Raw genomic sequence first — 20899 nt, 5'->3', positions numbered from 1 at the left:
CATTGTATCGCCGACTTCGGGGAAAGGCATGCAACTCTCGGATATCGCGGGCGTTTTGAGCCTGCAGAACAGCCGTCTGTTTAGTATCACCACACCATTGTCCGGTCAATCACAACTGCTGGTTGGCGATTTCCATTGCTCAGAAGGGTTGTCACAACTCTTCCGGGTCACAGTGGGGCTTGTTTCGCAGAATGCGACGATCGAGCTAAAACAGATGATCGGGCAATCGGTGACGGTTGAACTAGAACTCACGACTGGCACTACGCGCTATTTTAATGGCTATGTCACGCAGTTTTCACATATCGGCACTGACGGCGGCCTGGCGATTTACCGAGCGACAGTACAGCCCTGGATCTGGATGCTTTCTCGCCGGATCGATTCGCGGATTTTTCAGGATATGACAGCGGAAGATATTGTCTCCAAGGTCTTCTCCCAATATTCGAAGCTGGCGTCGTACGAGTTTCGCCTCCAGAAGAATCTGAAACCCTACAGCTATTGCACGCAGTATCGGGAAAGCGACCTGAACTTCGTTTTGCGAATACTCGAGCAGGAAGGCCTGTTCTTCTACTTCGAGCACACGAAGGACGGACACAAGTTAATCGTTACAGATGGTTCGCAAAATGCGAAAGCCATCGATGGCCAGAGTTCGCTACCGTACGCGACCACCGAAACGCTTGATGATGAAGCGGTCGTCACTTCGTGGAGCGCGCAACGGCAGCTCGAGTCGGGCAGCATCAGCATGAAGACCTTCGATTACAAAGCACCTGGCGCGCGTCGCCTGGTGTCGGGCGACACGAAGACCGACCAGGGTAACGTCGACCGATACGAAGTCTACGACTATGTCGGGCTGCACGGATTCGATTCGACTGATCGAGGAGAGGAGCTGGCGCGCTTTCGCCTCGAGGCTCTGGAGGCGAACGGCAAGCTGTTCAGTGGCGCAAGCAACTGCCGCACACTGAGTGCCGGCCGGTATTTCGAGTTAACAGATCATTACGATCATGGCAGCGGCAGTGAGCAGGATCGGCAGTTCCTGCTACTGTCCGTCGATCATCACGGCGCGAACAATTACCAGTCGCACGATCAGGCCGCGACCTATTCAAACAGTTTCACGTGTATCCGCAAGAAAATTCCGTTCAGGCCCGCATTGTCGGTCGTCAGACCCAGCATTCCCGGGCCACAGACTGCCATCGTGGTTGGCCCCAAAGGTGAAGAGATCTACACGGACAACCTGGGTCGCGTGAAGGTGCAGTTTCACTGGGATCGGCTCGGCCAGAGGGATCATCGCAGTTCGTGCTGGGTGCGTGTGGGTCAGCCTTGGGCGGGTGGAGGATTCGGTGCAGTCCAGATTCCGCGCATCGGAGACGAGGTGGTTGTTTCATTCCTCGATGGAAATCCGGACAGGCCGCTCATCACCTCGCGCGTGTACAACGCGCAGAACATGCCGCCGTGGGCGCTACCCGCTAATGCGACCCAAAGCGGCTTTCTGACCCGTTCGAGTAAGGGAGCAACGGCGGCCAATGCCAATGCGATTCGCTTTGAGGACAAGCGCGGACAGGAAGAGGTCTGGATTCATGCGGAGAAGGATCAGCGCATTGAGGTGGAGAACAACGAGTCTCACACCGTCGGCAATGACCGCGTCAAAACCATCGATCATGACGAGACCGTTCAGGTGAATCACGACCGTACGGAAGCGGTCGGCAACAACGAGACGATCACGGTCGGCGTGAACCGCACCGAGCAGGTTGGTAGCAATGAGACGCTTTCGGTCGGCGGCAATCGCAATGAGACCATCAGCGGGATGGAAAACCTCGTGGTCGCGCTGACGTCGACCGAGACTGTGGGGCTCGCAAAGGCGCTCACGGTAGGCGGAGCCTACACGGTGACGGTTGCAGGTGCGATGAATTCTGCAGTCGGTCTGGCCAGCGCCGAGGAGGTCGGCTTGTCGAAAAATACCCTTGTTGGGAAGACGTGGACGATCAAGGCAGGGGATCGCCTGGAGATCACGGTTGGCAAATCGCGGATCGTTATGGAGAGCAATGGCAACATTTCCATTCTCGGGGCGAACATCAATATTGCCGGATCAGAGTCAGTGCAGATCGACGGTCAGTCCGTTGACGTCAACTAAGCGACATCTCGATGGAATTCCGCAATCTGACACCGTTGTACGCCATGGCGTTCAGTGCAGTCGACGTTGGGGGCAATGAGTTTCACGTCGCTGTGATGCGCGTGGGTTATCGCCTCGTCAGGCGATCCGCATTCGATAGTAACAACGGACTGACCCACGATTGTGTCCTGCTCGAGGGTGATGCGGCGTTGCCGATCGCAATGAGCGACGAATACGAAGACGAAGAAGGCCGAAGTAGCGTCAAGGTTGAGAGCGACCTTGCTCCGTTCAAACCCAAATGCGACGTGCTGGTCCGCGCGACGTCTTACGCGCCAGCGGCTCAAGCAGCAACGTCGTGGGCAGCACGGTTGCGTGTATTGGATGGAGAGACGGTCGTGGTGGACAAGGCGCTGCGGGTGTGTGGCCCGCGCAGCTTTCGCAAGGGATGGCGCGGGTGGCGATTAGGTGAGCCAGAGCCGGCGACATGTGTGCCGGTACGTTGGGAGTACGCGTTCGGCGGCTCGAGTCTCGTTGCGGCATCAACGCGATCGGAGCCATCCGATGTGGATGCCTCACCGTTGCTCAACGAAGTATGTTTTGCCAATCCACTCGGTGCGGGTTGGCTGGAGAAACGGTATCTGTCGCTGAGTTCCCGGCCCGATGTCGAACACACAAGCGACGTGCTGAAACCGCCGTCAACTGAACGCCGCGTTCGGGAGATCCGGGCATGCCAGATCGAAGCGTGGAGTGCTCCCGTTACAACGCTTGACATCGCAGACCACAAAGCTACGAACCTTGACGCGACACAAATGACTGAAGTCGCGACGCGCTATGGCGCGATCCCTGTCGGGCTCGGTCCCGTGGGCCGGGCCTGGAGTCCGAGGCTGGCGCGTGCCGGCACGTACGATGCATCGTGGCTGGAACACGGCTGGCCCTATCTGCCCAAAAACTTCGACTTCCGATACTGGAATGCGGCTCCCGATGATCAGCAGATCGCATGGCCGAGTTCGGGGTTCAGTTTCGAGTTGGCCAACCTCGCGCGTCCGGAGGATAGCGCCTCGGGTTTTCTGCGTGCGTGTATGCCAGGGCATCGTGCGATCACGGCACTCAGGTTCGAAACCGGCGCGGTCGCTCCGATCACGACCCGGCTTGACACCGTGCTGATCGACACCGAAGAGATGACGGTGTCGCTGACGTGGCGGGCGGTATTTCCTGCGAACCCCGCAGTCAGGGTGTGCGAAGCGCGCTTTGAAACAGACCCGACGGCACCCGCACTGCGGTTTGACGTGTCGCGGTCAGCTGACCAGAAGGAGGAGTCGTGGCCAGTAATGTGATTGCGCGACAGGACGGCAATTGGAAGATCGTCTCGATGATGCCAGACGTCTGCAAGACTCCGATCGGCAGCAGCACCCCGCCCGTCCCATACCCGGTGACCTCTGACCTTGGCGCGAGCGCCCAAACCTCGACCAACGTGCGCGTCAACGGAAAACCGGTTGTCGTGTTCGATGCGAGTTATGCGCCGGCGACCCAGGGTGATGCCGCCGGCAAGGCCAATGGAGTGAAAAGCAATACAGTCGGTGCGAAGTGCTGGCCCCAAGAGAAAAGCAGCACCGTTCGCGTGCAGGGCAAATATGTCGTGAGGCACGGCGACATGTTCTGGATGAACGGGGAGTAAATGGAACAGATTAGTGAGGTCGCCGTCGTCGCTTATCGACAGGCTCTGCCGGACGGCTCGGGCGCGGCTGTTCAGTTTGGAACGGGAAATGGCGCTTCGCTGACGACGTGGCCGAGTGCAGGCTCGGAGGATCTCGTCAGCCAGGACCTGACACCTCAAGAATATGACGCGTGGCTCACTGGGCATCCAGAGTTCAACCGGTTGCCTCCCTATCCGCTTGTCGCGTCAGCACCCAAGAATGGCAACACGCTGGGCCGCCTCCAGGGCGAGGTTGCGATGTCGAAGGTGTCTGCCGCGGCGGCCAATCCACCGGTCGTGGCCGAGACCGCAAAAGAAGCCGGCTGGTGGGCCTCAGCCGGTGCCTGGGTACATGGGGGACTGGATGTACTTGGCGCGATTCCTGAGGTCGGCGCGGTCTTCGATGGGGCGAATGCGCTTGTGTATTCAGCCGAAGGCGATTTCGCGCAGGCGGCGATATCCGGAGGCGCAGCAGCGCTCGATCTGGTGCCAATAGCCGGTACAGCCGGCAAGGTTGCTGAGTTTGGCGTCAAGGGCGCGGTCAAACTTGCGGCCAAGGATGCTGCCGAACAGGCCGCCAAGGCGGAGGCCAAACAGCTTGCCGAGCAGGAAGCGAAGCACCTAGCAGAACAAGAAGCGAAGCAGATCGCGGAGCAGGAAGCGAAGCAGGCGGAACACGCTGCGGAGAAAGATGCCGGCGAGGCTGCGAAGCCGCCAAAAGGCAAGGATGGCGGCAAGGTAAAAGGCGGCCCGTGCGATCATTTGAAGCAAGGATCTGGCAAGGGGCCATACCGAGGGGGCGCGCACAGCAAGACGAGTAAGCCGGTAAATGATGGGAACGACTCGCACCATATACCGGCGGACGATGTGAGCCCACTTGCACGAAATGACGGACCTGCCATACAGATGGACCCGAAGGACCATGGGAAAACGTCCAGCAATGGTCAGCAAGGCGCGTCAAGCTATGTATACCGCGATATGATTGAGACCCTACTTCAAGATGGGAAGTGGCGGACCGCAATGACCAAAGAGATATTGGATGTTCGTCGCGTGGCGCGGCTCATACAGGATCCGCGAAAATACAATGAAGCGATGCTCGAAATGATGGAATATTTTAAGTGCCTTGAAAAGAACGGACTTTTACCAATTGGATAAGCAATGGATCTGAAACGACCATACCAAATATTTCCGCTTCAGGGTTTGGACGCCGTTAAGTTCGGGATGTCTGCTGCGGAGGTTGCTGCACAGTTCGGCAGTCCGGCCCATACTTTGAAGAATTTCACGGGTGAGACCATTGATTCTTGGGGCGCGGCCACTGTCAGCTATTCGAGTGACAACCAGACAGTGGTTGAAATTGGCTTCTCGAGGCAATTAAGTGGCGTGTTTTTGAACAGTATCCATCTATTTTCGCAAGATAGCCGACAGGTGATTGATGCCCTCTTGGTGCTCGCAGGCGAGGCCTATGAAGGCAAGGGCTTTTTTGTTTTCCCTACACTTGGCATAAGTCTCTCCGGGTTCCTTCATGCTGACGAGTCCGATAAAACGGCCACCGTCTTTCAGCAGGGGCGATGGGATTCGTTAATAAAAAAAATGAATAGGATTACGAAGCTGGCCTGATTTCCATTGTGTATGCGCTTGATTGGCCTCAAGTGTAAAGGGAAAGGCATGATGGTATATCCATGTGCCGCGCGAGAGTGAGCACGACAAATTTCGATGCCTTGAGCGCAGCGGCTCGATACCACTCGGATAATCAATGTTCTCACCATTCATCATTATCCCAGATGTCAGTGCAGGTCCGGTCGCGCTGGGTATGACTCGCACGCAACTGCATGTGCTGTTCGGACCTCCAGACAGTTCGAGAAAAAGTCGATTCGGTCCAAAGGTAACTGATCGCTGGCTCGCGGAAGACCTCACTATCACGCTGTCGCACGATGCTGGATTGGTGGTAGAGATCGGGTTTGGCAGTGAGCAAAGCGAGGCAGAGGTCGCTGGTGTTCGACTGTTTGATCGGGCCGGGCCGGATGTTTATCGCGATCTATGCCGGGCTGACGGGGCACCACGTGAGGACGTAGGATTTACGGTGCTTTTCAAATTTGGAATAGCATTGGACGGTTTCCTGGTAGCGGAGCAGGACGATCGGGCTGTCACGGTATTTGCGAAGGGAATCTGGGACGAAAATGATGCTCGTCTGAAGCCGGCAAAGCTGTAGGCCGTTCTAGCGGGATGCGCATTAGAACGGTGGCCCGACAGCGTGGGTACGAATCGTGGATCGCAAGAAGATGTACGAGATATTTCCACAAGTCGGAGTGGACTCCGTCAAGTTCGGCATGTCCGCCGACGATGTGGAGTCTCTTTGGGGAGCGCCAGCGCGCAAGTCAAAGAATTTTCTTGGCAATAAAACCGAAGTTCGTGATGCCAGCCTGGTCACTTATGATCGAGCGGATGATGGTGTTGCCGAGGTCGGATTCCCGTCTTCGTACGCACAATTGACTCTCAAGGGCGTTCAAGTTTTCCAGCAACCGCATGCGAAAACCATCGGGCAGTTGAGACAGTTAGACTCGGACGCATTTGAAGGTGATGGATTCATCGTGTTCAAAAACCTCGGCGTGAGCCTGTCGGGATTCAGGAGCGACGATTTTGACGCACTGACAGCTACCGCCTTTAAGCTCGGGTGGTGGGACGATGAACTTGCCGACATGACGAAACTTGTTTTGTGAGGCGGATGACGGTAAGGATCCACACCACATGCCGGTAGACAGCACTAGCGATCTACCTCTCAAAGATGGACCGGCTTTCAGATGGACGAACGGGCCGCACTTCAACAACCAGTTGGAGCAGAAGTTCTGACGCAGTAGAGTATCAGGAGACGCTTGAAGAGCTTTTGCCCAACGGAGAGTGGTGCAAGGCCCACGCGGTCGGGTCAGGTTGGTTGCACCGGTCAGCTTTGGCAGTCAGAGCCTTGTGCCCGTGCTGACCGACTATCTAGATGAACGGGAATTGTCAAAAAATTAGATGCCTCCGTCCACTGACCGCTTCTGGCCGACGCTTGCCGGTCCGACGTTGAACTGGCGGAGTGTGCCGCCATTGACCGGTCAGCGTCCGGCAGAAGCCGACCCATTACGGACCGTCACGCCTTCCGCAAGCGGTCACTCACGAGTGCATTTCGACGATGAACATCCGCGCTTGCTGGGCTTCCCGACGTTCGGCCTTGATCGGTGCATACCTCTCGGAATTGTAGAAGGCTAGCGCTTGGGCGAGAGTCGGAAACTCAAACACGCCGGCCATCGGCAGCGGCACCTCATCCCCCTCTAGAATCTGCGCAACAGGACCGAAATGTAGAATCTTCCCGCCCGCCTCTTTTAGCGCCGCCTGAAAGCGTGGAGCGAGCGCGGCCTGCTTGGCGGAGTCGATGACGCGTAGATTGACGTGTACGTATGCTGGCACTGTGTCCCCTCAATAATGCATATACATTATTATGCGAGGATGGGGTTGTCAACGAGGTAGACGTGAACGGTTTTGATCCGGAGTCTTTGAAGGGCGTCGCAGCGGAGTGTCCGGGCTTCCAGGCCCGTGCAACGGCGCGTGCACTGACGCGATATTACAATGCCTGCTTCAAGCCCCTCGGGCTGACGGCCGAGCAATTCAGCCTCTTGGTTGGGATCGGTGCGGCCGAAGGGGCGACGCTCGTCGATCTTGCGGATAGGGCCGGTGTCGATCCGACTACCCTCAGCCGAAATGTTCAGAATCTGGAGAGCCGGGATTTAATCCGCGCTGAAGGCGGACGTGGGCGCGCTGGAAAGCGGCTAGCTCTGACGACATCTGGACGTCGACTCGTGGTCGATGCGTTCCCGGTGTGGAATTCGGCCAAGGCGGAACTCGCCCGTCGCATGGGTGATGAAAAACTTCGTTCGGCAAGGCAGGCAATGGCGAAGCTGGCCAAGGCCGCAGAATCCTCGTGAACATATTATGAGCTTTGTGGGACAAAGCTCGAAATCACATCAGAAACCTGTTGCGACCATCCAGCCGTAAGTCCTATTCAGGCTTCAGTCTTGAGAACCGAAAATTGCAATGGCTCGCACCACCTGCCAATGTTTGCGTCCTTTCTAGGTGGATGCCCCGCGTCGCATAGTCGTCGAAATCGAGCCCACAGATGCTGGGCAGGATTTCCTTGTCGCCATGGCGAGCGGCGAACTTGCAGAAACCGCAAGCCGTGTAGTTGATACCGAATTCGAAATTGTCACCTGGGCTCGACTCAACAAACTCGTATGCAAAATCGTCCGGGAACGCTTTCCGGTGGCCTTCTGTCATGCTCATGACGGCCTGCTTGCTCAGCAGGGCTCGGTTCTCTGGCGACAAAAATTGGAGACCTGCAGCGAGGCGCTCTGCTTCGGGCACAGCGAGCCCTTGCGACTTCAAGGTTTCTCGCGTGATGTCGTTAATCATCGCCAGCGGCACCCCATGCCGTTGGAGCACCCGGCTGATGGCCAGGAAGCCAATGAGGCGCATGAAGAAGTTGCTCATGCGATTTTCCGAGCCGCCGACATAGGGCAACTGGGTGAGCACCAAATCGAATTCAGCCATCACCTCATGCTTGATGCCTTCGATGTCGGAAAGGTGCGCGCACTCGCGCAAGATCGTCTCGGCCAAATCGAGGCGATGGCGCATGCTGGCCTCCATGGCGCTGCGATTTGACTCGTAAAAGGGATGGACACTTTCAGTCATGGGGCACATCTCCAAAAGCCCTGCCTGAAAAACTAGCAGGATAGGTTGATTACCCAGCTCAATTTTCAGTCGGCGTAAACAGCTCGCGGAAATCATAATGAGGCAGAAAATCGTCGATCAGAGGCATTTATATTTTCCCACACGTTAAGGTCTGCAATTCAATCCACGAAGAAAATTGTTTGCCATTCACACGTCGATTGCCAACGATCCAGGCGTCCGTGTCGACCGACCGTTCATGGCCGAGCCCGGGCCGACGGCGACCGGCCCTGGTTGACCCACATGAGACAGTCGTGATGATCGATATCGGACATTCAAAAGGTTTTCCGGCAATGATGCGCGGCCAAACCGGAGAGCCTCTTTCGGCTTGACGAGGGGCGCAAAGGGTCAACGGATAAGTTATCCGAAAACCCGAACCCATGCTGTCCGAAGGCGTCGCGCGTGGTCTTCGAAGAGATATGAGGCAGCCAGCGCCAAGAGACCTGCAATAGCACCCGTTACGATGTGCTCGACGTAGGGGATGCGATAGTGACTCGCATGAGAATAGGCGTCGCCTACCGTTGTCAAGATGCCGACGACCAGCGAATTGCCGTATCGATTCGCGTAGAGCTTCGCCGCAGGCGTGAAAGTCAAAAGTACAGCCAGGAGCCCGGTGAGCAGACCTGTATGGAATGCAATCGTCCAGTGGCCAAGGCTCATAATATTGCCCCAACTCCCCGGCATGCAGGTCATGCACGCACTGGTCGGCTGCCAGAAACGCTGGATAAACAGCAGGAAGCGGCGCTTCCACTCAGCTGACATGACGTATCCGATCAATGCCGTTTTAACGGCCGGCGCACCATAGGTATCGCCGGAGCAGCTTCCAGCCATTTAACCAGTTTGTTGTCCTTGTCGTGGATGCGTTAAATCTGCACACCGTCGACGCCGGATAATAACGTGGTCATGGTGAAATACTACACCGCGATTGGACGGTCGCCGTTTCAACCGTGACCAAAATCCGCCCCCCGCGTTTATCGGTGCGGCGCCACCGATGACGGCTTCGAACGAACGCTCCACACGAACTCAGGTTCCGGACTCGACCCATTACCGCCTGTCGTAAGAGCGTTCGCTCGATGACCGGTAATTGATCGGACCCGCCACCCAATGTCGGATCGTCCATACGATACGGTGGTTGCGTGACTAAGGCTTGCATTCGCGACTGGCCTGCGTCACAGATCGACTGACTCCGATCGAAATTCTGCAATCACTGCGGCCAGCATCCTAATCCCTTTCTGAATCTCGTCGACCGTCAGACTGGCATAACCCAGGATTAACCCCGCGGCTCGAGTCTGAGCAGACGGCCGCGGCTGGGCAAACAGCGGCGACACTGGGTAGATTCCCACGCCACTGTCGTTGGCGGCCACCACCAGGGCGGGCTCGTCCTCCCAACGCAGGAACGGCAACCACAACAACACATGCAGCCCGGCCGCTGTGCCGGTGACCTGGGTGCTGGCAGGCAAGTGCTGTGCGATAGCATCGAGCAGCGCCGCACGACGGCGCTCGTACTCGCGCCGTACTCGTCGCACATGGCGCTCATAAGCGCCGCTCTCGATCAGGGAGGCCAGGACGCGCTGTTCGAGTATCGGCGCGTGACGATCACTTAGTCGCTTGGCCTGTCGGAAGACCGGCACCAGTTCGACGGGCAAGATTAGGTAGCCAAGTCGAAGGTGCGGCGACAGCGCTTTGGAGAACGTACCGACGTAAATCACGCGGCCATTGGAGTCGATCGACTGCAGTGCGTCGATCGGGCGCTGGCCGTAGCGAAACTCTCCGTCGTAGTCGTCTTCGACTACCCAGGCGCCATGCTGTTGCGCCCACTGGAGCAGTTCAAGGCGTCGCCCGATGGGTAGCACGCCGCCCATAGGAAACTGGTGCGAAGGCGTCACGTACACCAGACGAGCGCGACAATTCCGTGGCATGCGCCGAGTGTCCAGACCGTGCTCATCCACTACGGCGGGCAAGAGCCGGCCTCCCGCAGCCTCGAAGCAGTGGCGCGCGATCAGATACCCAGGATCCTCGAACAGGAAGGCATCGCCGGGATCGAGCAGCAGGCGCGCGCACAGGTCTATGGCCTGCTGTGTGCCGTTCACCACGAGAATCTGTTCTGCGTCGCAGACAAGCCCGCGGGCTCGTCGCACATAGGTTTGGAGTGCGCGCCGCAACGACGGGTCGCCTTCGGGCGCGACGTAGTAGAGCCTATCCTGTTGGCGCAGCAGTTCGGCCTGGTACGCACGCCGCCATAGCAACACAGGAAAGTCGCGAGCGGCCAGTGCTCCATACAGGAAGTCGATGCGCCCCGTTCCGGCCCGAGGCAGTGAAGGCGGCGCAATTTCCGCCACGCGGCGACCGTATGTGGAGAGAAAGGGCACCGGCCCGGCGGACCGAGGCGGACTCGATGCCGCAAGCGCAACCGGCGGATTGGCGACCCGCGGCACTCGCCCCGCAGCAGTGACGATAAAACCTTCGGCCGCGAGCTGTTCATAAGCCGATGTGACGGTGGTACGCGATACACCCAGATCGGCCGCAAGAGCACGCGTGGATGGTGCTCGCGCGCCTGCAGGAAGCGTTCCGTCGGCCATCTGTGCGCGCAATAGCTCGTAAATGCGGCGCCCCGTCCCAGAGGCATCCCGGTCTGATGACATGGGAACTGGTCCACGTAAAATGACGAAAACTGGATCTTCTCATTGTGCCTGTTTCGCGCGAAAGTGGGGACCTTTACTCAACTTCGCTTCAGGGAAGGACGATGTATATTCCACCGCACTTTGCCGAAACCCGCGCCGAGGAAATGCAGCGCATCATCCAGGCGCACCCGCTCGGCACGCTCGTCACGCATACGCGCTCGGGGCTGGACGCTAATCACATTCCGTTCGAATTCGATCCGGCCCACGGAGAGCACGGTCTGCTGACGGCCCATGTCGCCCGTGCAAACGACGTATGGCAGCGGTGTCCGACGGGTACGCCAGTCATGGTGATCTTTCGTGGGGCGGACGCCTATATCTCGCCCAACTGGTATCCGAGCAAACATGGGATGCACCGACAGGTACCGACGTGGAACTATGAGGTGGTTCACGCCTACGGCAATCTCACCGTGCGCGACGATGAAAGTTTCGTACGCGGCATGGTCGCGCGCCTAACCCGGCGGCACGAGGCGAATGAACCCAAGCCATGGAAGATAGGAGATTCTGCACCCGAATTCATCGACCGCTTGCTGCGCAATATCGTGGGGATCGAGATCGCCGTTACGTCGATGATGGGCAAGTCGAAGCTCAGCCAGAATAAGGACGCGAGCGATCGTCACACTGCCGCCGACACGCTGGGCGCGCGCGGGCAGAACGAAATGGCGCGTTCAATGTACAACGCAGGGTAAGCCACGAGCGAGCATGTCAACTCCCCACGACATCATCTACACAGCCACCTTCACTTTCGTAGCAGGCGCGCTCGACGAAACGTTTCATGAGCTGGACAACGAGATCGCGGTGATCGTCAAATCGATTCCCGGATACCTCGGCGAAGAAACCTGGAAAAACGCGTCGACCGGACTCATCTCGACCGTGTACTACTGGGAAACATTCGATGCGCTCAAGACCCTGATGAGTCACCCGAAACACCTCGCAGCAAAGGAACAGCAAGCGCGCTGGCTCAAGGGCTATCAGGTCGTCATTGCGCAAGTGATCGGCTGCTATGGCGACGGCGGCATCCCGCATCCGCTCGTGCCTTGGCACTCATCCGCATGCGGCGGAATTGAATAGGGATAGTTGCGCGCTGACGTCGGCCAGTCGGCCCTGCTTTCGCAGTTCGCGAATCGAGCACCCAACTTCACAATCTCGCCAACGCTTCTACTCATCATTGATCTTCACAATCTGCACATCATGTCACTCATTCCATTCCTGATCGCTGCCATCGTTCTTGCCATCACTCCTGGTCCAGGGATTGCCTATGTCGTCGCCCGCACGGTCGCCGGCGGCCGCACGGAAGGCCTGGCCTCGTGCTTCGGCACGGGGATGGGCGGTTTGCTTCATGTACTTGCGGCAGCGCTCGGACTGTCTTTGCTGATTGCCCGGTCTGCAATGCTCTTCAGTCTGGTGAAGTACATCGGTGCGGCTTACCTGGTTTATCTGGGTGTCAGCATGCTGCTGCACAAGGACCAGCCGCTCACGGTGGAACCCGTTGCGTCACAAGGTGCGCGCCGTGCGCTCTGCGAGGGAATCGTCGTCGAAGCACTGAATGTGAAGACAGCACTCTTCTTCCTGGCTTTCCTGCCGCAGTTCGCCTCACCAACTGAGCCACTGGTTGCGCAACTGGCGCTGCTTGGCAGCATCTGTGTCGTGTTGAATACGCTCGTCGACGTCATTGCCGTGTTCGCCGCTGCCCGGTTGCTTAAATCCAGCACCGCGCGTGCTGCTCGCGCGCGCTTGCTCACCCGCACGTCCGGCATTGTCATGGTGAGTTTAGGCGCCTATCTTGCGCTGGCGCGCCGAGCACCCTCCGTCTGAGACGAATGGAGGAGTCAGATCAAAGAGTCATTTGAACAGCCATCCAAATGAGCTTGAACGGGATTTGGTCAAGTCGGGTGCGTCGGCTCTCTGGCTGCTACCAAATCGAAGCCGCCGTTCGAGCGGCGCATTCGCCGGTCCTTGAAGCGGCCGCGCCTGGCCGCCCCCTGCCTGTCCGTGATCGGCGGCACGCGACCCACAAGCGTCATTCGCGTGAACACTTTGAACGGCCGCATGTTGGTTCGTTGCAGACGATCACACAATGAGCGACCAGTATCGGGGCATCACGTGTCGCCGGTGGGAATGATCCCCGCGGCCTCTACCATCAGGATCACCGTTTTCTCCGGCGCTCGAGGGCGATGTAGAAGCCCTTTATGCACGACAAACGCCTGTCCCGGCCTCAAATCCACGACCCGGTGTTCAAGCTCAATCAGGAAGTGCCCACTAACGACGTAAAAGAATTCGTCCTCTGCTTCGTGCTTGTGCCAATGATATTCGCCCTGCACGACACCCAGCCGGACTACCGACTGGTTCACCTGGCATAGCGTCTGGTTATACCAGGGATGGCTGTTTGCCGCCACGAGGGCAGGAACGTCGATGATTTCGCCGAAGGCGTGGAGGACGTCAAGGCGGGTCAGATACGGAAAGGCTTCGGTGCTCACATCGATCTCCGCGAAAGTTAGTTCGGGTCGAACGTGCGAGCAACTCTAAGCCGTAACAGCTCCGTTGGTCTTGTACCGGACCGTCAATCTTTGGTACAGGAGCGATCTTCAAGCAACTGCGCGCGGTATGCGCCTGGCGTCACCCCCATCCTGCGTCGAAAGACTCGCGTGAAGTGGCTTTGGTCGGCGAAACCGGCGGTCTCCGCGATGGCTGCGAGCGAATGGCGTCTACTGGTCAATTGTGCGCATGCGAAATCGAGCCGAAGCTGGCGCACGTACTCTCCGACAGTAAGGCCAAAGTGCTTACGGAATTCACGCGCGAGGTGGTCTGCGGAAACATGGCTATCTGAAGCGATTTCATCCAACGTCAGCGCCTCACGAAAGCGATCGTGCAGTAACGCTTCCACGCGATCGAGCCATCGATGTGAACCGCCTACCGTTGCAGCGCGCCAGACGGATCGCTCGCAGGCTGCAAGAAGTTCCAGTACCAGCCCCTCAATCGCCAGTGGGGTAGCCGAATCCTGTTCACGGCACTCGCGGACGAGGCGCCGCATGAACGATACCGGAGCCCCGTCGACAAAGTCATCTGGACGATCGAGAACCCGGGTCCGGCCACCAAGCCGTTGTAGCCACAAAGACGAAAACTCAACATGGAGTGCTTTGCCGCCGGCCCCGTACCAGCAATTTGCATGCGGCACGCCTGCGGGGAAAAGGGTCAGTGACATCGGTCCGTCTTTGCCACGGCGTGCCGGCCAGGACCGTGTGCCGCGACCGTCCAGTACGAAACAGAAAAACGGATTGACATGTTCGTGCTGAGGGATGACCAGATCAGTTGCGAAACTGGTCTCCACGACCGAGATGCCGTCATCCCCATATTGCAGGCTGGTTGTGCCGAAGTAGTCACCCGGTTCAAGTACCCTTAGCATGGGACTGCTCCAAAGAGACATTGCAGTCGATTTTACACACGTCTATGGAACCGTTTGAAGGGCGGTAATGGGCTGAACTTCAGCTGTTCGGAACAACATCGCGGTCGTCCCTTCATGGCCGCCTGCTTCATCACGTCTACGCGAGGATTTGAACCGTGCCCGATTCTATGCCATGCTGCTCTCGCCCAACATCGTGAGAAAAATGAGGGCGTGCGCCGGAGACCAATCCTGTTGTCCATTCCTTCGGAGGAGACATGATTGTGACGTCGAAAGTTCGCTGCAGCATTGCCATCGCCGTGACTTCATCACGCCCTGCAGCCGGCACGTTTCGGCAACGAAGCGCGAAGCAGGCGGCGGCCGTTTCGGGATTCGTTGTCCTCACCTGTCTTTCTAACGTCTGCCTCGCAGACACCCAGGTCGGTGGCACGCTTCCACCGCCTCCGGACAAGCTGTACGGCGATCTGTTCGTAGCGGTCCAGACCGCACAGATCTATCCGGATCAGAAAACATTCGTCGATGCGACGCCGAACGCGGATCCCACCGCGATCGTCCAGCTGTATGAACAGCAAAAGAACAATCCGGGCTTTTCGCTGGCAAGCTTTGTCAACCAGTACTTTACACCGCCAAGCGAGCCGGTTATCACACCGCCCCCGAATCAGACGCTGCGCGAGCATATCAACTGGCTGTGGCCCGCGCTCACCCGGACCACGGCGAGCGCGCCGGCGAACAGCTCTCTGATTCCATTGCCGAAGCCCTATGTCGTGCCAGGCGGGCGCTTCCGCGAGGGCTACTATTGGGACACCTATTTCACGATGCTGGGGCTCCAGGAATCCGGCCGAGAGGATCTCGTCGACGACATGCTCGACAACTTTGCGTACGAGATCGATACATTTGGCCACATTCCGAACGGCAATCGCACGTATTACCTGGACCGTTCGCAGCCGCCGTTTTTCTCGTACATGGTGACGCTCGCGGCGAAGGTCGAAGGTGGCAAGGTGTATCAGAAATATCTGCCGGCCCTGCGCAAGGAGTACGCCTACTGGATGCAGGGAGAGGGCTCGACCCGCCCGGGCGACGCGACTCGCAACGTCGTGGTTATGCCGGACCATACGGTGCTCAACCGCTATTGGGATGAGCTCGATACGCCGCGTGACGAGTCGTACCTGGAGGACGTGCAGACCGCGCAGCAGGCCACAGGCCGAACTCCAAGCGAGGTTTATCGTGAGCTGCGCGCGACCGCCGAAAGCGGTTGGGATTTCAGCTCACGCTGGTTCGGCGACAACATGACGCTCGCGACGGTGCGCACCACGTCGATTATTCCCGTCGATCTGAACAGCCTCCTCTTTCACCTGGAAACGACCATTGCGCAAGGCTGTGGCGAGAGCCACGATTATCGCTGTGTGGGCGAGTTCGCCGAGCGCGCGGTGAAACGTGCGGTGGGCATCAACCGGTACCTGTGGAATGCCAACGGCTATTACGGGGACTACGACTGGAAGCTCGGGAAGCCGCGGGACAACAAGACGGCGGCGATGCTGTATCCGCTATTCGTAGGTGCAGCATGGCCGGAACGAGCACAGAAGACGGCTCACCAGGTGCAGTCGACGTTGCTGCAGCCGGGAGGGCTCGTGACGACCACGTACAACACGACACAGCAATGGGACGCGCCGAATGGCTGGGCGCCGCTGCACTGGATCGCGATCGAAGGTCTGACGCGTTACGGACAGGATGCGCTCGCGCAGCAGGTCGGCACGCGGTTTCTGACGGACGTAAAGGGCGTCTACGCGTCCGATAAAAAGCTGGTCGAGAAGTACGTGGTAGAAGGCGCGGGAACCGGCGGCGGAGGTGGAGGCGAATATCCGTTGCAGGACGGCTTCGGGTGGACCAACGGCGTGACGCTCAAGCTGCTCGATCTGTACAGCCCGGGCGAGTAGTGTCTGATACGGCAAGGGGCGCACACAGTTAGCAACTGATGTGTGCGCCGCCGTTCCTGAAGCAGAAGGGTGCGGTTTGCACAACGTGGGGCAAAGGCTTGCTGAAAGGCGTACTCGACGTTTGATTGCCTGATCCGGCGCAGGCAACGTCGCATCGCATGCGACCCTTGACTGTCGTTCGCCACCGGCCGCTTCGGCGAAGGCTAGATCGCAAAGTACCAAGGCGGAGCTGGAACAGACCAACAGTTTCCCAAATTGCCCTTTGCCATGGCTACTCCTTTCCAGAGTGGGCGATCTCAACGGGGTAGGGGTCCTGCAGCGCGATGGAGCCGCTCTCCAGCAGGGACTTGAGGTTGGAAATGACTTTCGGCCAGCCGCCTGACACAGCCTCGATGAATTTCGAGGGCTCGCGCTCGATGGTGTGGGTGATGGAGAGCTTGACCGCCGTTCCACTAGGTTCCAGTTCCATCGTGCAGAGCGACTCGCCTTCGGCCTTGAGCTCGGGCTTGTCCTGATGCTGCCAGCGGATCACTAACCGCCGTGGCGGCTCGGCCTCGACGATCTCACCGACGTCGGTGATGCGGCCATCGGGGTACACATTCTTCCAGGAGGATCCCGCCGTCCACTGGCTTTCGCAGTAGTTGCCGAACCAGTATTGCTTCATGAACTCCGCGTCGGTCAGTGCTGACCACAGCTTCTCCGGCGTGGTGCGGATGTAGGTCACGTAGACAAAAGTCGATCTAGTCATCGGTTTTCTCCAAGCGTTGTTTCAGATCTGAGAGCGCCTTGAGGCGCGGCTTCTCGAACTTGGCAATCCAGCGCTCGTAGACCTCCTGTAGCGGTACTGGATTGAGGAAGTGCAGTTTTTCGCGGCCGCGCCGCACAGTGGCGACCAGGTTCGCCGCCTCCAGCAGGTCCAGGTGCTGCGTCACGCCCTGCCGCGTCATGTCCAGGTGTTCGCACAGCTCGTTGAGTGTGCGGCCGTCGTGCGCATGTAGCAGGTCCAGCAGCCTGCGCCTGCTGGGATCGGCCAGTGCCTTGAACAGCACGTCGGTGTCGAGGCGCTCTGCCATGTGGTACACGCAAGAAATTACTTGCCTAAAGAATAGGCAAGTAATCCATTGCATGTCAAGTACTGCCCGACGATCGCCAAGGCGCGCACTAATCGAGGCCACTCTGTTTGCTCGCCGCCTTGAATGGCGGCTTTGTTGCGTCGAATTTCGATGCTGCTAGTTCCGTTCATGAAGAACAACGGTCAGTTGCCAACGGGTATAGCGTTCCGGTCATCGGCCGACACGCAGGCGCGCCTCATCGCGTCACATTGACCACCCCGACAAGTGTTTCTCGCTCAGAAATGCCGAGGGTCGGTGGCCCCGACTTAGCGCGCGATCAATTTGCGACTTCACCACGCGTCGTGCGAAGTTTTCTCCGATAATGACGCCCAGTCAGGGACGAGCGTCGATGCGCCTAGGTTCCACCGCTACGGGAGGTCACTATGCGTCTCGCCGGCACCATACTTCCGATCTTTGCCATCATCCTAACGGGATGGCTTGCTGGCGCCTCCGGCTACCTGCCGCGCGCGCTGGCCGCCGCTGATGCGCTTTGCCTACTACGTGGCGATGCGCTCCCTTAGCAAGTCCTTGATTTCTCAATGTGCCGGAGTCTGGAGATTTCTGTGTTCCTTCAATTGAGTGGGTGTCAAAGGCTGGTTATCGTCTATCGGCGCATCGGTCACTTGGAAAATTGCGAGGGCGTGTCGGTGACGCGGCGTTGGCTCAGGTCTGAATTCCAGCTGGGTGTGTCACTCGCGCTGGAGCGCGGTGACGGGATCGATGCCGGTTCTCTGGGTGCCGCGCGGACCGGCTGGTGCGAGGCGCCGCTGTTGTCATCGAGCACGGCGGAGTGCGCAAGCATGCTATGCGTATCGGTGACGCTAAGCGATGAATCCCCCGCGTTTGCGCGTGTGTGCTCGCGTGTGAGCGTGCGGCGGCCAGGCAATGCGAGCCGCGTTTCATGCCCGGCGCTGCGATAAACCGGTGCGCCCTGATACTCATGGCCATGCTGCCGATGAACCACCTCGTTCCGATGTGCATCGCGCTTGCTTTTTGCTTTGGCTTTCGAGCCATTGCGTTCCACCGTTTGTGCAATTGTCGGTGGTTTGGTTGCGCGGTCTGACGCAGTATTGAGCGTAGCGGACTGGTCATGGCTGGCGATTGTGCTCGCCAGCGGCTTGCTGCTTCCACTGGCTTGACTGACAACGACGGGCTTTTGCGCCGCAGGCAAAGCAGCAATCGTAGTCGCCGCCAAGGGAGCAGAAGCAGAGGAAGCCGAAGCAACCGCCACCGTTGCGTTCGACGCGCCCGACGCATGAGCCGTTTCAGAATTCGGCATTGGTTTGACCACCGGTGTAGCACTGAGCACAAGCTTGGTTTTTTGCGTTTCCGCATCCTGATGGCCGATTTTCGTACCGAACAACGCCCACGCGATAAGCGCAGCGCACGCGAGCGCAATCGCACCGCCGGCAAGCTGCTTGCGATGATCGTGATTAGCCGCCGGCGCTTTCACGTGATGGTCGTCGGACGCGGTGAACGGCTCGAATGCGAAGGGCGCCGGCTCGGCGGCTTGCGGTGTTGCATTGGCGGGAATCGGGGGAACGCCTTGCGAGGCGTGAACGATTTCGTCGTTGCGTTTGAACTTGCCCCAGAGACTCGCCGGTGTATACGGGAAACGATCGTTGCGAAGAGACAGCGGGCCGACATAGGCAGTGAGGAAACGAGCCGCGTAAAACGGTATTTCGTATTCCGTCAAAGCGGGACGCATGCCGCTCAGGGTCCACTCTTCACCATAAATGGCGTTGGGCATACCGGCCAGCGGGAACAGCGTCGGCAGAAGCAGATCGCCTTGTACAACGACCAGAGGAGCATTCATCTTTTCTCATTTCCGAAAGCGGGCATCAGGACTGCTCAACGAACGAACAAGCGGGGCAGCCGTGTGGACGTCGCCCGGTTGTTGCCGCACAGGTGTTGAATAATTCACCTTGCCCGGACCCGCCACAGAACAGCCCACGATAATACCCAGCGTCAGCTTGGAGGTCGCTCAGAGCCTTCTTAGTTCCGCGATAAACGGGCGTTCGGATAGAAAAAAATTCGCCGATTTGGCATGGACACAATGGACGTTTCAGCGGACGACGCCCGACTGTCCCGATGCGCGCTTTTTGCAGCCGGCATACAGGCGTTGAGCGAGATTACTCCGGCGAATCCCCGAGCGCAAAACAAACGCCTGGGCATCAGCCGATCGGCAGGACATAACGGAGCGCGATGATATCGATGCCGCCCATCGTGTCGTTTTCGCGACCGGCCAATCGCCATCCGCGAGACTCATAGAAGCCGATGGCCGCAACGTTCGGCTCGAGTACAAACAAATGCATGTTGGTCGCGCCGCGATCACGCGCCCATTGCGCGGCGACGGTGAGCATGGCGGTGCCCAGGCCGGTGCCTTTGGCGCCGGGGAGGGCGTGCAGATTGTCCACGAGCACGCTGCCGTTTTCGTCGGGTGCGATCAGACAAACGAAACCGATCGGCCGATCGTCTTGTATAGCGATCAATACCTCGCCTGAGCCCGCCGCCAGTTCCTCAAATCGCTTACGCCAGTGCGCTTCACGTTCGGCCGACATCTCGCGATCGAGAAAATCGTCCGGCAAGATTCCGCGATACGCAGACGCCCAGCTTTGCGCATGCATTCCGGCGATGAGCGGCGCGTCGGCGGAAGTCGCCTGCCGCAGCGTGAAGGGCCACGACGCGTCAGAAACTGTAGGCTTGAAGATGGGCATATGTAATGCAAAATTAAGATGATTTTAGACAGATATACGCGACGTTCCGAATAGGCGAATTTCACTTTTCCGCTGTAACATTGCCGTCGTGCATGGTTCCGGTGTTCTTAAGGCTAACCCTGATTTTCGGTTTTCCAGCGCGCTTCCGCATCGTTTTGAGCAGTTTTCGCCGGTTAAAGCACCGCGAAGCTTACACAGGCATCCGGGGTAGTGCTACCAGGTCGTCGTCAACATCCGGGTCGAGTCACGGCGCATCAGCAGTGGAATGCGGCCACCGTTTTTAGAGATAGCCATGTCCACCCCGTCACATGCAACGCCCGCGAACGAGTCGAAGGCGAAGTCGGTGTTTCGCGTCGTCAGCGGTAACTTCCTCGAAATGTACGACTTCATGGTCTATGGCTATTACGCCTCGGCCATCGCCAAGACGTATTTCCCGAGCGGTAACGAGTTCGCCTCGCTGATGCTCGCGCTGTCGGTGTTCGGCGCCGGCTTCCTGATGCGGC

Annotated in this window: 22 protein-coding genes and 1 pseudogene; 13 read left to right on the top strand and 10 right to left on the bottom strand. The window is 58.4% G+C overall.

Annotation, left to right across the window (positions count from 1 at the left end; genetic code table 11):
• The first annotated feature begins 28 nt into the window (after nt 1–28).
• From M0D69_RS28690 to M0D69_RS28660, 7 genes are all read left to right on the top strand, one after another.
• Nucleotides 29–2125: a type VI secretion system Vgr family protein gene (locus tag M0D69_RS28690; protein ID WP_301785274.1), complete on the top strand. Its 2097-nt coding sequence runs from the start codon at nt 29–31 to the stop codon at nt 2123–2125.
• A gap of 11 nt (nt 2126–2136) precedes the next feature.
• The gene (locus tag M0D69_RS28685; protein WP_301785239.1) at nt 2137–3438 is read left to right on the top strand and encodes a DUF2169 domain-containing protein; all 1302 of its coding nucleotides are present in this window, start codon (nt 2137–2139) and stop codon (nt 3436–3438) included.
• Nucleotides 3423–3779 carry a DUF4150 domain-containing protein gene (locus M0D69_RS28680; protein ID WP_301785238.1) on the top strand — a complete coding sequence of 119 codons (357 nt, stop codon included), beginning with the start codon at nt 3423–3425 and terminating at the stop codon, nt 3777–3779. The genes M0D69_RS28685 and M0D69_RS28680 overlap by 16 nt, the downstream gene beginning before the upstream one ends.
• A complete protein-coding gene (locus tag M0D69_RS28675; protein ID WP_301785237.1) occupies nt 3780–4952 on the top strand; it encodes a hypothetical protein in 1173 nt (390 codons plus the stop codon). It abuts the gene before it with no gap.
• Between the two features lie 3 nt (nt 4953–4955).
• The gene (locus M0D69_RS28670) at nt 4956–5414 is read left to right on the top strand and encodes a hypothetical protein (protein WP_301785236.1); all 459 of its coding nucleotides are present in this window, start codon (nt 4956–4958) and stop codon (nt 5412–5414) included.
• A 136-nt stretch (nt 5415–5550) separates the two neighbouring features.
• Nucleotides 5551–6006: a hypothetical protein gene (locus M0D69_RS28665; RefSeq protein WP_301785235.1), complete on the top strand. Its 456-nt coding sequence runs from the start codon at nt 5551–5553 to the stop codon at nt 6004–6006.
• A 55-nt stretch (nt 6007–6061) separates the two neighbouring features.
• Complete coding sequence (locus tag M0D69_RS28660; protein WP_047898223.1) at nt 6062–6514, top strand: hypothetical protein; 453 nt, start codon at nt 6062–6064, stop codon at nt 6512–6514.
• 433 nt (nt 6515–6947) lie between these two features.
• Here M0D69_RS28660 and M0D69_RS28655 read toward each other — a convergent pair whose 3' ends face one another.
• Complete coding sequence (locus tag M0D69_RS28655; protein WP_301785234.1) at nt 6948–7241, bottom strand: DUF1330 domain-containing protein; 294 nt, start codon at nt 7239–7241, stop codon at nt 6948–6950.
• A 62-nt stretch (nt 7242–7303) separates the two neighbouring features.
• On the opposite strand from M0D69_RS28655, the gene M0D69_RS28650 reads away from it, so the two are divergent.
• Nucleotides 7304–7756, top strand: coding sequence for a MarR family winged helix-turn-helix transcriptional regulator (locus tag M0D69_RS28650; protein WP_301785233.1), 453 nt, complete (start codon nt 7304–7306; stop codon nt 7754–7756).
• Nucleotides 7757–7829: 73 nt separating this feature from the next.
• Here the strand turns inward: M0D69_RS28650 and M0D69_RS28645 are convergent, their stop codons facing one another.
• The 3 genes from M0D69_RS28645 to M0D69_RS28635 form a co-directional block, all read right to left on the bottom strand.
• Nucleotides 7830–8519 (bottom strand): L-2-amino-thiazoline-4-carboxylic acid hydrolase, encoded by a 690-nt coding sequence (locus M0D69_RS28645; RefSeq protein WP_301785232.1) that lies wholly within the window; start codon nt 8517–8519, stop codon nt 7830–7832.
• Nucleotides 8520–8915: 396 nt separating this feature from the next.
• The gene (locus tag M0D69_RS28640; protein WP_301785273.1) at nt 8916–9317 is read right to left on the bottom strand and encodes a hypothetical protein; all 402 of its coding nucleotides are present in this window, start codon (nt 9315–9317) and stop codon (nt 8916–8918) included.
• Between the two features lie 407 nt (nt 9318–9724).
• Nucleotides 9725–11197 (bottom strand): PLP-dependent aminotransferase family protein, encoded by a 1473-nt coding sequence (locus M0D69_RS28635; protein WP_301785231.1) that lies wholly within the window; start codon nt 11195–11197, stop codon nt 9725–9727.
• Nucleotides 11198–11298: 101 nt separating this feature from the next.
• Between M0D69_RS28635 and M0D69_RS28630 the strand changes: the two genes are divergently transcribed.
• The 3 genes from M0D69_RS28630 (at nt 11299) to M0D69_RS28620 (ending at nt 13048) form a co-directional block, all read left to right on the top strand.
• Nucleotides 11299–11922 carry an FMN-binding negative transcriptional regulator gene (locus M0D69_RS28630; protein ID WP_301785230.1) on the top strand — a complete coding sequence of 208 codons (624 nt, stop codon included), beginning with the start codon at nt 11299–11301 and terminating at the stop codon, nt 11920–11922.
• 34 nt (nt 11923–11956) lie between these two features.
• Complete coding sequence (locus M0D69_RS28625; protein ID WP_301785272.1) at nt 11957–12304, top strand: antibiotic biosynthesis monooxygenase; 348 nt, start codon at nt 11957–11959, stop codon at nt 12302–12304.
• A gap of 120 nt (nt 12305–12424) precedes the next feature.
• Nucleotides 12425–13048 carry a LysE family translocator gene (locus M0D69_RS28620; RefSeq protein ID WP_301785229.1) on the top strand — a complete coding sequence of 208 codons (624 nt, stop codon included), beginning with the start codon at nt 12425–12427 and terminating at the stop codon, nt 13046–13048.
• Nucleotides 13049–13332: 284 nt separating this feature from the next.
• Here M0D69_RS28620 and M0D69_RS28615 read toward each other — a convergent pair whose 3' ends face one another.
• On the bottom strand, nt 13333–13710 hold the full coding sequence (locus M0D69_RS28615; RefSeq protein WP_301785228.1) for a cupin domain-containing protein: 378 nt from the start codon (nt 13708–13710) through the stop codon (nt 13333–13335).
• Nucleotides 13711–13793: 83 nt separating this feature from the next.
• On the bottom strand, nt 13794–14657 hold the full coding sequence (locus M0D69_RS28610) for an AraC family transcriptional regulator (protein WP_301785227.1): 864 nt from the start codon (nt 14655–14657) through the stop codon (nt 13794–13796).
• Between the two features lie 233 nt (nt 14658–14890).
• Here M0D69_RS28610 and treA point away from each other — a divergent pair, with 233 nt between their 5' ends.
• The gene (gene treA, locus M0D69_RS28605) at nt 14891–16567 is read left to right on the top strand and encodes an alpha,alpha-trehalase TreA (RefSeq protein WP_301785226.1); all 1677 of its coding nucleotides are present in this window, start codon (nt 14891–14893) and stop codon (nt 16565–16567) included.
• 271 nt (nt 16568–16838) lie between these two features.
• Here treA and M0D69_RS28600 read toward each other — a convergent pair whose 3' ends face one another.
• The 4 genes from M0D69_RS28600 to M0D69_RS28585 all read right to left on the bottom strand — a co-directional run bounded on the left by M0D69_RS28600 (nt 16839) and on the right by M0D69_RS28585 (nt 20396).
• The gene (locus tag M0D69_RS28600; protein WP_301785225.1) at nt 16839–17315 is read right to left on the bottom strand and encodes an SRPBCC family protein; all 477 of its coding nucleotides are present in this window, start codon (nt 17313–17315) and stop codon (nt 16839–16841) included.
• Nucleotides 17308–17640, bottom strand: a complete 333-nt coding sequence (locus tag M0D69_RS28595; protein ID WP_301785224.1) for a helix-turn-helix transcriptional regulator — start codon at nt 17638–17640, stop codon at nt 17308–17310. Before M0D69_RS28595 ends, M0D69_RS28600 begins: the two co-directional genes overlap by 8 nt.
• 658 nt (nt 17641–18298) lie before the next feature.
• Nucleotides 18299–19495, bottom strand: coding sequence for a hypothetical protein (locus M0D69_RS28590; protein ID WP_301785223.1), 1197 nt, complete (start codon nt 19493–19495; stop codon nt 18299–18301).
• A gap of 358 nt (nt 19496–19853) precedes the next feature.
• Nucleotides 19854–20396: a GNAT family N-acetyltransferase gene (locus tag M0D69_RS28585; RefSeq protein ID WP_301785222.1), complete on the bottom strand. Its 543-nt coding sequence runs from the start codon at nt 20394–20396 to the stop codon at nt 19854–19856.
• Between the two features lie 292 nt (nt 20397–20688).
• Here M0D69_RS28585 and M0D69_RS28580 point away from each other — a divergent pair.
• A pseudogene (locus tag M0D69_RS28580) lies at nt 20689–20899 on the top strand (MFS transporter); the annotation flags it as partial.

Origin of the sequence: Caballeronia sp. SEWSISQ10-4 2, from assembly GCF_030464885.1 — a bacterium.
Lineage (GTDB): Bacteria > Pseudomonadota > Gammaproteobacteria > Burkholderiales > Burkholderiaceae > Caballeronia.
Note: the sequence above shows the minus strand (reverse complement) of the source record. Positions and strands in the feature narration are given on the sequence as shown.

Coding starts and splice junctions, on each gene's coding strand:
- M0D69_RS28690 (WP_301785274.1), top strand. CDS start 29: ATGCAACTCTCGGATATCGCGGGCGTTTTGAGCCTGCAGAACAGCCGT.
- M0D69_RS28685 (WP_301785239.1), top strand. CDS start 2,137: ATGGAATTCCGCAATCTGACACCGTTGTACGCCATGGCGTTCAGTGCA.
- M0D69_RS28675 (WP_301785237.1), top strand. CDS start 3,780: ATGGAACAGATTAGTGAGGTCGCCGTCGTCGCTTATCGACAGGCTCTG.
- M0D69_RS28670 (WP_301785236.1), top strand. CDS start 4,956: ATGGATCTGAAACGACCATACCAAATATTTCCGCTTCAGGGTTTGGAC.
- M0D69_RS28665 (WP_301785235.1), top strand. CDS start 5,551: ATGTTCTCACCATTCATCATTATCCCAGATGTCAGTGCAGGTCCGGTC.
- M0D69_RS28645 (WP_301785232.1), bottom strand. CDS start 8,519: ATGACTGAAAGTGTCCATCCCTTTTACGAGTCAAATCGCAGCGCCATG.
- M0D69_RS28640 (WP_301785273.1), bottom strand. CDS start 9,317: ATGTCAGCTGAGTGGAAGCGCCGCTTCCTGCTGTTTATCCAGCGTTTC.
- M0D69_RS28635 (WP_301785231.1), bottom strand. CDS start 11,197: ATGTCATCAGACCGGGATGCCTCTGGGACGGGGCGCCGCATTTACGAG.
- M0D69_RS28630 (WP_301785230.1), top strand. CDS start 11,299: ATGTATATTCCACCGCACTTTGCCGAAACCCGCGCCGAGGAAATGCAG.
- M0D69_RS28620 (WP_301785229.1), top strand. CDS start 12,425: ATGTCACTCATTCCATTCCTGATCGCTGCCATCGTTCTTGCCATCACT.
- M0D69_RS28610 (WP_301785227.1), bottom strand. CDS start 14,657: ATGTCTCTTTGGAGCAGTCCCATGCTAAGGGTACTTGAACCGGGTGAC.
- treA (WP_301785226.1), top strand. CDS start 14,891: ATGATTGTGACGTCGAAAGTTCGCTGCAGCATTGCCATCGCCGTGACT.
- M0D69_RS28600 (WP_301785225.1), bottom strand. CDS start 17,315: ATGACTAGATCGACTTTTGTCTACGTGACCTACATCCGCACCACGCCG.
- M0D69_RS28595 (WP_301785224.1), bottom strand. CDS start 17,640: ATGGCAGAGCGCCTCGACACCGACGTGCTGTTCAAGGCACTGGCCGAT.
- M0D69_RS28590 (WP_301785223.1), bottom strand. CDS start 19,495: ATGAATGCTCCTCTGGTCGTTGTACAAGGCGATCTGCTTCTGCCGACG.
- M0D69_RS28585 (WP_301785222.1), bottom strand. CDS start 20,396: ATGCCCATCTTCAAGCCTACAGTTTCTGACGCGTCGTGGCCCTTCACG.